Genomic DNA, 13,360 nt, shown 5'->3' on the forward strand with positions numbered 1-13,360 from the left:
TGCGGGTTTAGGTATTACGTTAATTAACTAATGCATATTTTAATTGAATACAACAAGAAATGACTCGCTAAATGGCTGAACAAACCCTGTTAAAAGCGGTTTAATTTTATAACGTTGAACAAACCACATTGTTAAAAAAATATTCTTTATAAAATTTGATAAGCTCCCCCAGCAAGTAACACTACATAAATTTGATCTTTCGAAACTAGTGCTGCAATAGGAGAGCGAATCCCAATAAAATAAACATTGAACGACTTGGTGGGATATATACAAAAAAATCATACTGGAGGTTTTAGGATGAAAAAGAAAAAAGCATTATCCGGCCTGATGGCTGTGAGTTTACTAACAGTAATACCGTGGAGTTCTGGACATGCTGAGAAACCTCAATGGACAAATGTGAATACATATGAGGAACAGGACGGAAGCAAGTTTAATAGCGAAAACTATGACTTTGTGAAATTTTCACAAATTGGTTCCAAATTAAAAGAGATTGAAAAACTTTCAAACCGTGTGAAAGTTGAAGTCCGTGGAACATCAGCTGATGGAAACCCACTCTATGTTGTCACGATTGCCGACCCAACAACACAAGGAAAGTTCGGAAAAGTGAAGGCACTTAGAAAGCAAATGTTTAAGAATCCAGGCAAAGCTCAAGAATGGGTTGCCAATAATCCTGACTTTAAAGTTCCAATCATGATTAATGGTTCTATTCATGGGACTGAATTTGTTGGAAGCGATGCAATCCTTCAATTAATTGAACGTTTTGCTACCCAAAATGATGAAACAACCAAAGACGTTTTAGAGAATAATATTCTTATCTTCAATGTCGTACAAAACCCTGATGGACGTATTGATGCCACCCGCTTTAATGGCGAAGGAATTGACATAAATCGTGACTTTATCACCCAATCGCAGCCAGAAACGAAAGAGATGGTTGAGCTCATTAAAGAATGGAACCCGATGGTGTTCCTTGATACTCATGGTTATGTGAAGAATTATCAGCCAAATCTGCAGGGGTTAATTGAGCCTTGTACGCCACCGCATAATCCTAATTACGAGTATGACTTATACGGAAAATGGGCCTATAAACAGGCAGAAGCGATGGAAGCGGAAATAATGAAGGATCATGAGAACTATTCAGGATCCTTGTATCAAAACATGAAAGGTACCTATATTCCGCTGCGCGATGACTCCGCTGGCTGGGATGATTACCCACCAATTTTCACACCAATGTATGCGATGTATCATGGGGCTTACGGTCATACATTAGAAGCTCCAACAAATGATTGGGACGGCGTACGATGGATGTATAATTCGATTATGGGAGCACTGAAATTTGCAACAGCCAACAAGCAATCCATGATTACTGATCAAATTGAAGTTTTTAAAAGAGGAATTAACTTTGACCATCCTTTTCATAAGGAAGGGTTATTTCCAAAAGCCTACATACTTCCACTAGACCCTAAGGATCCGTCTGTTACGAATAAGGCTGTAAATCATTTGATTAATAATGATATTGAAGTTGTTCAAGCTGTGAATGCATTTGAAGCGGATGGAGTGTTATATCCAAAAGGAACTTATCTCGTTGAGATGGATCAGGCGAAAGCCGGATTAGCAAACACGATGCTCTGGGATGGGGAAGACATCACGAACGATACCCCAGCAATGTACGACATTTCCGCATGGAGCTTACCGGAGCTTTGGGGATTCGAGGCAGTAGCCACACAAAATCCTATTAAAGTCAATGCAACGAAAGTAAACCAGATTACAGGTCAAGGCAACGTTTCAGGAAAAGGACCGTTTATGATTCCGAACAGCTCTGTCCAATCGGTAAATTTAGTAAATAGATTGCTTAAGCAAGGAATACCTATTGTACGTGATGCACAAGGTAACTTCTTTGCAAAAACAGTAGCTAATCAGGTATCAGCAGCGGTGAAAGAATCTGGGTTACAGGTTGGAACTGCTGATGTACCAGCAGATGCAGTGGCTATTACGTCTTTAAAAGTGGCTATATTAAAGGATGGAGGTATGGGTAAACAGAAATCACACGCAGGAACAAAGCTTGCTTTGAAAAGACTAGGTTTTGATGTGACAGAAGTTACGCCAGTCGAAGTGGCTAAAAATTCCCTTAACGGTTTTGATATTTTTGTCTATAGTGGAACGGAAAGTCTCATTTCTACTAACCTTTCCGAAGCTAATAAAGAATTTGGATTACAGAACGCCGGGCAACTTAATGCATTTAAAGACAATGTGACAAGCTTCTTAAATGAAGGAGGCAAATATATAGCTGTAGGTGCTGGTGCATCTAGAGCAACTAAGACACTCGGTCTTACAGACGACATCATTAATGTAGGAGGTTCCAACAGTAATGGTATCGTAAAAGTCGATTATGAGGGAACTGGTTTAACAGCAGGTTATGGAGAGGATGATATCGGCTTTGTCTATCGTCCAACATGGTTCACGGATACTGGTAATGATGAAATTGTCGCGACCCTTGCAGATTCAGATAATTTCTTCGTAGCTGGTCACTGGAAAAATAACATAACCGCCAAGGGCCAAGCCGTAATCGTAAAAGAACAGAATAAAGATGTAACTCTTATTGGGTTAGAAGCAGGTTTCCGCGACCACCCGGATTACTTGTTCCGTCTTCTATCTAATGCAATTTTCGAAAAATAGTAGAATTAGCCAAAGCCGGATTCAGCAATGAATTCGGCTTTGGTAATTTAAAAAATGCTGAACGCTTGCTCTGAACTCATTACTTTTAAATTATCTGTTGCAAAAACCCTGAAGGACAATAAGTAGTTTTTTAGCCGATTAAATGGTGACTACTCTTATAATTCACAAGCTGGATATGGATTAACTAACCAGGAATCATTATAGATGAAGTTAAATGATTGGATTAGCGAACAAAATAATTAACTTGCAAAGGGGGCTGTCGTTCTCCCTTTATGTTTTAAACGACGTATCGGCCCTAGGAGGTTTGTACGGGTGAGTACACCTAGATAATTTCAAAGGAGTGGGAGATGGTAAACAATTTATCTATGCGTAAAATAACTATATTCTTTATTTAACCAGGTAAAAGGAATTCAATAAAAGAAATAAAATAATAATACCCCGAAGGTCCGATTCATCCATTATGGAGAGGATGGATCACCCGGACGTCCAAATATCATGGAACGACGCGATGGCTAGTGAAGAAGAAATATCCTTGGGGGAATAAACTTACCTATAAAGGAGAACACCGCTGTAATATTTGGCAAGGCAGGTTCCCGGTAGAAAATACAGGGGAGGATAGCTATCTTACAACTGCTCCAGTTGATGCATTCTCACCAAATGGGTTTGGTTTATATAATGTATCAGGAAATGTATGGGAATGGTGTTCGGATTGGTTTTCCAAAGTACATACTCAGGCAAAGATCAGCCAAAATCCCATTGGACCTGAAAAAGGGACAACACGTGTGATGAAAGGTGGATCTTATCTATGTCATAAATCATATTGTAACCGATATCGTGTGGCTGCCCGAAGCTCCAATACCCCTGATAGTTCATTAGGTAATTTGGGTTTCCGATGTGCTGCAGATGTTGAAATAGAAAGAAGGAGCATTAGGTGTCTCGGACATAAGCTACCATTCAAGGGTTGATTATTTCTTTTTTTTGTTTTGTCAAAGTACATATTTATAGGATATGAGGTCCGATACTATTAGACTGACTACTTTACTTGATATGACAAAATTGATTTATAGCCCGTTGGTGAATTTGTTGTTAATTTTGGCTTCAATTAAGTTTAATAGGCAAACGAAATTAATAATTTTTTTATCTGGAGGCACAGTAGCGGGAGTTTTTTAATCCCTCTTTTTGAAATCAATATATAAATAGGAAGAAATACGTCTTGATTACCGTAAACAGTGGTATATGCTGTTAAAAAGGTTGTTAGCAAAGTAAGTGAAATAGCAATTTTCCCTTATTGGAAAAAATAACTTCATTGTTAAATTATTGTTATTACCTTATAATTTTCTAGAAACATATGAAATGTTATGAATAGGAGAAAAGTATGAAAAAACTGTGGATCATTTTAGTTTCATTTACGCTGTTAATTAGCTTATTCCCGCAATTAGCATCGGCGGCACCAAGCAAGAACTTTGAGAAAGAATTTACAAAGTATTTAAAAGAGGTAAGCCTTGTCAGGGGTTTTGAAGTGACGAAGGATGATATTGAAACATCTCTTTCTTTTTACGATGAAAGTATTGAGAACTTTGAATCTATTGGTGATCTAAAAGAAGCCTTGGGCGAAGTCATTAAGGCTGATTTGAGTAATTTAGATGCCATTTATGAAGATTATAATCTAACTAATGAGAGCCTAATTAATCTATTACACGAAAATGGCGAAGAACTAGACGATTATATCTTTATCTGGGACCTCGATGAAACTGTTTATTTCTATACAGAAGAGACAGAAGAGGGCGATTTTGAACGCGATCCGAATTTTGACAAAGAATTAGTCAATTATTTGACCAAGGTTAGCAAGGAAAGAGGCTTCCAAGTAACACTAGAAGATATCGAAGCGTCATTGAAACCCTATGATTTAAGCACGGAAGAATTTGAATCTGTCGAAGAGCTTAGCGAATTCCTGGGTGACGTCATAAAGGCAGACCTAAGCAACTTAGATTATTTTAATGAGAATTATGGATTGGATAAACAAGCCTTGCTTCAAATGTTAGAAGAAAATGGTGAAAATATTAACGATTATATATACATAGATAATCTTGAAGAAACTGTTTGGAACCTTACTGGCGGCGGGATGGATAGCGAAGTTGTCGATGATCTTCTTCCTATTTTCGAGCAGGAACTCGGTCTAACGGAAGAGGAACTACAGCGGCTTGAAGACCACTTGATGTCTTTGGAAGACCATCTTTCCAACCCTGATACAGTCAAGCAACTTGAAGAATTGGGCAACCGCATGATGGCTTTCGAGGAATTTGATGTAGCAACCGAGCTTACAGCTGAACAGATAGCTGAAATGGCCTCAATCTATGAAGAATTACTTTCCATCTTTAAGCTTAATGTTTCCTATTCCCTTGTGAAAAGTGGCTCGGAATCACCTGTATCCCTTTTGGATTTAATGAAATTGGAAGAATTGAAGGGTGCTAACCTGAAAATATCAATATATAATACTGACGGGAAGTTCTTGGCTGATCTGTTAATAACAGGTGATATGGTCGATTCTGATACTCTTACTAATGCAGGCGGACAAATAAAGGAATCTGCTAAAGAGGTACAAAAGACCATTGAAAAGGCACCAGTTGCTAAACCAGTAAAACAAAAGATCAGTGCCCATACTAATTCAGAACATCAAACCGTAAAAGGTGCTAAACTGCCAAATACCGCTTCCGGTTATTTGCCTAGTGCCCTTTTAGGACTATTTCTTGTCTTGTTCGGAAGCTTGATGTATCGAAAAATCAGGAAAGCTTAATATGAAAAAATTAAAGAAAAAGCGGTTACTGCTGCTTTCTTGTACAATTGCCATCATTTTATTTGGGGTTTGGTTTTCCACATCCAATATGTATAAGTTTGCAAAAGGCTACTTTCTTTACAAGACTCATGCTCCTAGTAGCCAAGTGAATGAAACTGTACAGAAACCACCAAGTGATAAACCAACAATTGATAAAACACCAAGTAATAACACAACAAAGAAAGAGCTGTATCCTATCCGCCCTAAAACGGGTGAAGAAATTGGGGAGCTATATATACCCAAACTAAAAACAAAACTCCCTATTTTCCATGGTACAAATGAGGATGAATTGGAAAAAGGAGTTGGTCACTTTGCAGGAAGTGTGTTACCTGGTGAAAATGACAATTCCGTACTTTCCGGTCATAGAGATACGGTATTCCGTAAACTCGGGCAAGTGGGCGAAGGAGATTTGTTGATAGTAAGAACATCGGCAGGAGAGTTCACATACAAAGTCAACAAAGTTCGAATTGTGGATAAGGATGATCGAACTGTAATCGTACCAAAGCCACGGGCAACGCTAACCGTCAGTACCTGTTACCCTTTTGATTATATTGGGGCAGCACCTGAACGCTATATCCTTGTCGCGTATTTAAATTCAAAAACAGTAAGTTAATCAAATGTACTAAAAAAAGCGTCCCAATAAGGAAACCTATTGGGACGCTTTTGATTTTATTTCTTTTTAGAAAGAAAAGCGAAGATGATATCACTTCCTCCACTTTTAAACCCATTAGAAAAAACACCTTTCACGGTGTTTTTTCATTAATTTATATTGTTAAACTATTCTTATTGCTCGATGTGCCAGATGAAGCGGATTTTAATATTTTATGATGGTAAATATAAGAGCCGGCTATCAATATATACCCGATAATGAAAATCAGCCATCCACTGGCAGGGTCGCCCACTGAAATGCTTGAATACATAGCCCCCGTCAAATCAAATACAAAACCGGCATAAGCCCATTCCTTGATTCTTGGAAAGCCTGGAATAAGTATTGCCACGACACCTAATAATTTGGCAATCCCAATAAAGGGTAGGAGGTAAGTAGGATAACCTAAATGATTGAATAATGCGACTGCATCGGGAACAGACATTATATCCGGAATAGAACCCAAAACCATTAGTGCCACTAAAAGTCCTGTGAAAATCCAATATATAATTTTTGTTTTTTTCATTTATTCACATTCCCTCCCTTAGATTGATATTTTAATCATATTCCACTTTTCTTTTTTTAATGCATTCTAAAAAAATCTTAATCTTAAACAGTTGTGGCACAATCCTTTAGGAATCGCGCTTGACTGAAGGATAGCTTGAAGAAAAGCGAGTTTGCCTGCAGTTATTTCTTGAAAAAATTCATTTGATTTCAGAAATCTACTCCCACCAGGTGACAGCCGAAAACTTGGGTATAGTACGAACTCACGAGTAAATAGGCTGAATTCACGAGTAAAACAGCAAAACTCACGAGTAATAAGCCGAATTCACGAGTAAATGGCCGTAACTTACGAGTAAACGGACCAAACTCACGCGTAAACGGTGCGAAATCATGGGAAAACGTACGAAATCCCGAGTACAGTACGAGCAAAATGCATTTCGTAAGGGAGAGCATTCTTTGTTCAGCACTTGTAAGTACAACTTTATCTTAAAAAGTTAATTGTCTTAAAAGAATTGATTATAATGACGCAGAACCCGACACAGGATATCGTGATGAGGGAATACATTAACTTTAAGTCTTTCAATATAATGATTCCCGCAATTACTATGAGAGAATCAATGATAAAAATAATAATTCCAGGATTGATTGCTGTGGTTTTAGATATTAATAGTGCTAGTAAATCCACTCCACCTGGGCTAATATGTTGTCTCAGCATAAAACCGACACCAATCCCAACCGTCATTCCACCGATAATGGCACTTGTTATGATCGGCAGATGAACCAAACCGTTTAGTGGTGTTAGCCAATCAATAATGGTTGAAGTGAAAACTAACCCAAGGACGGCATTAAAGAAATAAGACTTATCGTATAGAAGAGATAGAAGGTATATGGGAATATTGATCATGATCATGGTATGTCCAACCTGGATTCCCCAAACATATTTGATTAATAAACTTATGCCAAATATCCCGCCATTTATTAGATGAATGGGGATAAGAAATAAGTTAAGACCTACTCCAATACAAAAACTTGAAAAAAGCAGCGTAACAAACTTTTTCATTAAAAAATTCCCCTCGTCCAAATCATTATCTTAAAATATATGAGAGAAACCTAAATATATACTTAGCTGATTGGAAATTACGATTGCTATTTGTTCTTCATAAGATATTTTTAATTCACATGGGAGTAAGCTAATCAAAGTAAAGGCCTTCTCGTTTTAGGCCACGATGTAATTAGGGCAAAAAAAAGAGACACTAAAAGAGTCTCTTTTTTTTGCCTTGTTTTCATGGGGCAAGTCAGTTTAATAATATAAGAATTTTTTTTACCTTGGAAAATAGGGTTGGATTTAGCCTTTTTTATTCAAGATGGTTTTTTTGATAGGCGATTTGTAATGGTATCTTCTTGTGGTGAAGTTTGCCGGATATAAAAGGCCAGTATGAATGCAACTATGGTCAAACCTGTTGCTATCATGAATGCATCATCCACTCCCATTACGCTGCCTTGTTTAATGGCCATCGCCATTTGTGATGTATTATCCGGTGATATGTTCCTTTGAGATAAGATTTCCTGAACATGTTTCGTTCCTTGGTTTGTCATGATGGACACAAAGAATGCCATGCCAACAGCACCTGCCACCATTCTCAATGTATTGACCATTGCTGTGCCGTATTTATTTAGGCTAAGTGCCAATTCATTTAATCCGGCTGTGAAGATAGGCATCATCAGTATCGACATTCCGAACATTCTAATGGTATATACCCACACCACATAAGAATAGGACGTATCTGTTTGAAGCCGCGTTAAAAGATAGGTTGTAATGATAGTGATGGCAAGTCCGCTCACCGCAAGCCATCTCGCACCAAATCGATCAAACAGCTTACCTGTGATAGGGGACATGATCCCCATTAAAATCCCGCCAGGCAATAGCATGAGACCGGATTCCATCGGAGTGAACCCACGGATATTCTGCATATAGATCGGCATGATGATCATTCCAGAGAACATACCCATGGTTGCGATGATGTTGATGATTGTCGTTAAAGTGAACATCCGATACCGAAAAATTCTAAATTCCAAAATAGGATGTGATACAGTAAACTGCCTCCAGACAAATAAAACTAAACTGATTCCTCCAACAAGGAACATTGTCAGTACTTCGGGACTGCCCCAGCCCTTAGTACCGCCAGTAGCAAATCCATATAGAACCCCGCCGAATCCGATAGTGGATAGAATTACACCCAGTTTATCGAGTTTAGGCCGGCTGGTTTTCCCTACTTTTTTAATGATGAAAATGGCAAAGATGAAGTCAAGCAGGGCAAATGGGAAAATGATAAAAAATAGAACCCGCCAAGAATAGTTTTGGATAATCCATCCTGATAGCGTAGGTCCTACAGCCGGGGCAAAATTCATCGCGATACCAAATATGCCCATTGCGAAACCGCGTCTGTTAGGCGGAAATAAAGTGAAAATTACATTTGTGATCAACGGGAACAAAATCCCCGCACCTGCAGCTTGAACCACACGTCCGATCAATAAGACGGAGAAGCTGGGGGCAATTCCGCATAAAAAAGTTCCTAAGGCGAAGAGTCCCATCGAAGCTAGATATAATTGTCTTGTATTGAATCGTTCCATTAAGAAAGCGGTAATCGGGATGACAATCCCATTGACCAATAAGAAGATAGTAGTAAGCCAATTCGCTGTTGCAGCTGATATGTCAAAATGAGTCATTAATTGAGGCAATGCGATATTAATTAAAGTCTGATTTAAGAAAGCGACTAGAGCACCAGCCAGCATCACCGCAAACATGGGACCTGTACGTACTTTAGTGATAGCTGTTTTGTCGTGATTCATTATAATGGCACGTCCTTTCCGCTAGGATAGTACAAATTGTACTGTCTGCTATTTTTAAAAGTTTAGAAACTAATTCGTCTCACGAAGTATTAGTGTAAATCCACCTATATTTTCCGGTAAATTACAGCATTTAAGGAGATTCACCTCAATTACGGCTTTTTTGAGGTGTTTATTCTTTATTAACCACTCACTTGACAATATTTCAGAATACATTATCTCTTGGAAATCCCCCAGGTTAACATCCATTCTACAGGTATATCATATTTCAAACAATAATCACCAATATAATACTTACAATGTACCAGAGAAATTTGTGCACTAGGTATAATACTTTAACATTCTACCATTCGTATTCACTAAAAAATAGTTAATTAATGTTGAACAATAAAATCACGACTTATCCGTATTTTGTGAATAATTATTTTTTTAATATTCAAAATAATCATTGCAATCAATGTACTGGTTCATTATAATACAAAGCATAACAAATAAAAAGTCATTATGAGGGGGTGAAATAATTGAATATTGCAGGGATGAATATAACTTTTAGGCATTTCCCTTTTCATTATTTTTTGGATTGCATGGACAACCTTGGGATTAATAGCATTGAGTTATGGGGTGGGGAGCCACATTTGTATGTTTATCGAAACATATTAGGAAATATAAGGAGTTTGAGAAGGGAAATTAAGTCTAGAAATATGAAAATCATTTGCTATACCCCAGAACAATGTATCTATCCTTATAACATTGCATCCTCGGATGCTCATTGGCGAAAAAAAAGCATGGAATATTTTATGGAAAATCTTTATGCCGCGCTGGAGTTAGACACAAACATGATGCTTATCACTTCTGGAATAGGGGACTTTTCTATCTCACAAGAGGAATCATGGAAATATGCAAGTGACTCAATCTTTCAATTATCCAAAGTAGCTGAGATGGAAGGTTTGATTCTTGTTTTAGAGCCATTGACAAAGTATGAATCCAATCTGGTAATCGACTCAAAAGGGCTAAAGAAAATGTTAGAGGAAATCCAATCTACTTCATTAAAAGGAATGATAGATACGGTTTCCATGCATCTGGCGGGTGAAACACCTGATGAGTACTATTCCTTCCTTCCCGAATTAGGCCATTTTCACCTAATGGACGGAGATGGTCAATCAGATGCACATTTGGCACTGGATGATGGGGTTTTAAATTGGAGGGAATACTTAACAAGCCTTCAAAGCCATCGTTACAAAGGAAGTTGTACTTTAGAGATTATGGGATCAAATTATTATCAAAATCCAAGAGATGCAATCAAAAAATCAATTGAAAAAGTTAGGGAATTGGGAATTTAATCATCTAATTTGGAGGAACTCTTTATGAGTAATGGCACACTTACACGAAAACTGGGTTTTTGGTCTGCTCTGGCTATTGCTGTTGGAACTACAATAGGGTCGGGTATTTTTGTCTCATCCGGTGATGTTGCAAAGGCTGCGGGTACTCCTTCCATTTCCATTCTAGCCTGGATAATAGGCGGGGTGATTGCCATTCCGCAAGTAATGGTGCTGGCGGAGTTATCGACAGCATACCCTCAAAATGGAAGCGGTTACGTTTATTTGAATAAAGCTGGGTGGAGGCCTCTGGCATTTTTATATGGATGGGCCACTTTCTGGGCGTTGGATCCTCCATCCATATCGATTATGGCTTTAGCGATCGTTTCTTATTTAGCAACCTTTTTCCCATTTTTCTCTGGGGTCGCCGGGAAATTATTGGGTATTGCGATCATCCTGCTCATCACATCGATTCATTATCGAAGTGTGAAGGAAGGAGGTCTTTTCCAAGTCATTATCACGGCTATCAAGATCATTCCTTTCCTGATTGTCATTGTCTTGGGAATTATGTACATGAACCCTGATAACTTTGCTTATACACCAGGACCTGGTGCCCAAAAGTCAAGTTTAATAGGTGGTGTATCCGCAACCACATGGGCCTATACGGGAATGGCTGCGATTTGTTTCATGGCTGGGGAGTTCAAAAATCCAGGAAAAATACTTCCGCGAGCTCTTATTAGTTCGGTATTCATCGTGTTGGCTTTATATACACTGTTAGCCGTTTGTGTCATCGGTTTGATGCCGTTTGATGAATTAATCAACTCCAATGCGGCTGTTTCTGAAGCTGTAAAATATATTCCGGGATTATCTGATATTGCATCATCATTCGTGGCCATTACGGCGATTATTGTTATCTTGGGTTCGCTGAGTTCTTGCATAATGTTTCAGCCCCGCCTTGAGTACGCAATGGCAAAGGACGGCCTATTCTTTCAACGCTTTGCAAGAGTTCATCCTAAATATGAAACTCCAAGTTTCTCTATCATCGTTCAGGTTGCGTATGCATGTATACTTGTGTGCTTCAGTAATTTAACTGTGTTACTTGGCTATTTCACACTGATTCAATTGGTAATTAACATCCTGGACTTTGCCGCTGTTTATAAATGCCGTAAAAGGGATGATTATAATCCAATCTATCGTATGCCAATGTGGAGGTTAACGACGGTTTTAGCTATTCTTGGAGCATCATGGCTGGCTTGGGGAACATTTACTTGGGCGCCTATTCAAGGAGTGATTGCAGCGCTGATCGTTATCGTAACAGGTCTGCCGGTATACTATTATTGGGAAAGGAAATATGGATCAAAGAAAAATAACGACAGCGATATCGTGGCTTAGCAGAATGATAAGGGAAGTTAGGCCTTCTTTTGATAAACCAAAAAAATTTTAAAATAAAACGATTGTTCAAATTATTATGTTTAGATATAATACAAGACATAACAAATAAACAGGGATAAGGGAGGAAGCTGTTAATGCTAAAGTTTGATGAGGAGTTATTTCTAAATCTTGTAGAAAAAGAGGGCCTTACTTTTAGAGGCCAGATTGAAGAAATCGTAGATAGAATCACAAAAAGGGGCTACAGCAATATTTTCCTTATCGGTGCTGGCGGCACCATAGCCATGATGTATCCATATGAATACATTTTAAAATCAAATTCTACCATCGATGTCCATGCAGAAATTGCGGCTGAGTTCATGGTGATGAATCATAAGCATTTCAGCAAAGATTCAGTCTGCATTTTTACATCTGTATCCGGGACTACTCAAGAAACAGTTGCAGCGGCTGAATATTGTAAAGAAAAAGGCGCCACTACCATCGCTTTAGTTGCAGAGCCAAATACTCCGTTAACACAAATTGTGGATTACTGTATAACGACCGGTTCTGAAACGCACTCTTTTGATACTTTCTTTATGCTTTTGTACATGGTCGTCTTCCGTTTCATGCATAACAACAATGAATTCCCGCAATATGAACAATTCACGAAGGAGGTTTCTCTACTTCCGCGTGCAATTCTAGATGCCGTTAAATCTTTTGACAAAAAAGCAGAGGAATTCGCCATTACACATAAAGACACGGATTACCATATGATGGTCGGTTCTGGTAACCTATGGGGAAACACTTATTCATATGCCATGTGCATTTTAGAGGAAATGCAATGGATCCAAGCGAAATCCATCCACGCTGCAGAGTTTTTCCATGGTACGCTTGAACTTGTTGTTGAAGATACAAGTGTTATTTTATTAAAAGGGGAAGATGAAACTAGACCGCTGATGGACCGTGTAGAGAGATTTGTAGAAAAAATCTCAAAAAATATAACGGTTATTGATACCAAAATCTTTGAAATGGAAGGCATCAGCGAAGAATTCAGAAAGCACTTTTCAGTTAGCATCAACTGGTCAGTATTAAGTCGAATCAGCGTATACCTTGAGCGTGAGAGAAATCATCCATTAACACTTAGAAGATACTATCGCCAAATGGAATATTAAG

Annotated in this window: 9 protein-coding genes and 1 pseudogene; 7 read left to right on the plus strand and 3 right to left on the minus strand. The window is 38.3% G+C overall.

Going from position 1 to position 13,360, the window contains the following annotated elements:
* Window positions 1-297 precede the first annotated feature (297 nt).
* The 4 genes and pseudogenes from NYE65_RS21405 to NYE65_RS21420 all read left to right on the plus strand — a co-directional run bounded on the left by NYE65_RS21405 (window position 298) and on the right by NYE65_RS21420 (window position 6,119).
* Window positions 298-2,673, plus strand: coding sequence for a M14 family zinc carboxypeptidase (locus NYE65_RS21405; RefSeq protein WP_340861613.1), 2,376 nt, complete (start codon window positions 298-300; stop codon window positions 2,671-2,673).
* Window positions 2,674-3,109: 436 nt separating this feature from the next.
* Window positions 3,110-3,638, plus strand: a pseudogene (locus tag NYE65_RS21410) (formylglycine-generating enzyme family protein); the annotation flags it as partial.
* 410 nt (window positions 3,639-4,048) lie between these two features.
* Window positions 4,049-5,467, plus strand: coding sequence for a processed acidic surface protein (locus tag NYE65_RS21415; protein ID WP_340861614.1), 1,419 nt, complete (start codon window positions 4,049-4,051; stop codon window positions 5,465-5,467).
* Window position 5,468: 1 nt separating this feature from the next.
* On the plus strand, window positions 5,469-6,119 hold the full coding sequence (locus NYE65_RS21420) for a class D sortase (RefSeq protein ID WP_328178239.1): 651 nt from the start codon (window positions 5,469-5,471) through the stop codon (window positions 6,117-6,119).
* A 151-nt stretch (window positions 6,120-6,270) separates the two neighbouring features.
* Here NYE65_RS21420 and NYE65_RS21425 read toward each other — a convergent pair whose 3' ends face one another.
* The 3 genes from NYE65_RS21425 to NYE65_RS21435 form a co-directional block, all read right to left on the minus strand.
* The gene (locus NYE65_RS21425) at window positions 6,271-6,678 is read right to left on the minus strand and encodes a DoxX family protein (protein ID WP_048687048.1); all 408 of its coding nucleotides are present in this window, start codon (window positions 6,676-6,678) and stop codon (window positions 6,271-6,273) included.
* 459 nt (window positions 6,679-7,137) lie between these two features.
* On the minus strand, window positions 7,138-7,716 hold the full coding sequence (locus NYE65_RS21430; RefSeq protein ID WP_328178240.1) for a YitT family protein: 579 nt from the start codon (window positions 7,714-7,716) through the stop codon (window positions 7,138-7,140).
* Window positions 7,717-8,015: 299 nt separating this feature from the next.
* On the minus strand, window positions 8,016-9,506 hold the full coding sequence (locus NYE65_RS21435; RefSeq protein WP_106028348.1) for a DHA2 family efflux MFS transporter permease subunit: 1,491 nt from the start codon (window positions 9,504-9,506) through the stop codon (window positions 8,016-8,018).
* Window positions 9,507-10,024: 518 nt separating this feature from the next.
* Here NYE65_RS21435 and NYE65_RS21440 point away from each other — a divergent pair.
* The 3 genes from NYE65_RS21440 to NYE65_RS21450 all read left to right on the plus strand — a co-directional run bounded on the left by NYE65_RS21440 (window position 10,025) and on the right by NYE65_RS21450 (window position 13,359).
* Window positions 10,025-10,843 (plus strand): TIM barrel protein, encoded by an 819-nt coding sequence (locus NYE65_RS21440; RefSeq protein WP_340861616.1) that lies wholly within the window; start codon window positions 10,025-10,027, stop codon window positions 10,841-10,843.
* Window positions 10,844-10,867: 24 nt separating this feature from the next.
* Window positions 10,868-12,211 carry an amino acid permease gene (locus NYE65_RS21445; RefSeq protein ID WP_268590356.1) on the plus strand — a complete coding sequence of 448 codons (1,344 nt, stop codon included), beginning with the start codon at window positions 10,868-10,870 and terminating at the stop codon, window positions 12,209-12,211.
* Between the two features lie 134 nt (window positions 12,212-12,345).
* Entirely contained in the window at window positions 12,346-13,359 is a 1,014-nt protein-coding gene (locus tag NYE65_RS21450) for an SIS domain-containing protein (RefSeq protein WP_340861617.1), read from the plus strand.
* Window position 13,360: the final 1 nt, after the last annotated feature.

The sequence above is a fragment of the Peribacillus sp. FSL R5-0717 genome (genome assembly GCF_038002945.1).
GTDB lineage: Bacteria > Bacillota > Bacilli > Bacillales > DSM-1321 > Peribacillus > Peribacillus frigoritolerans.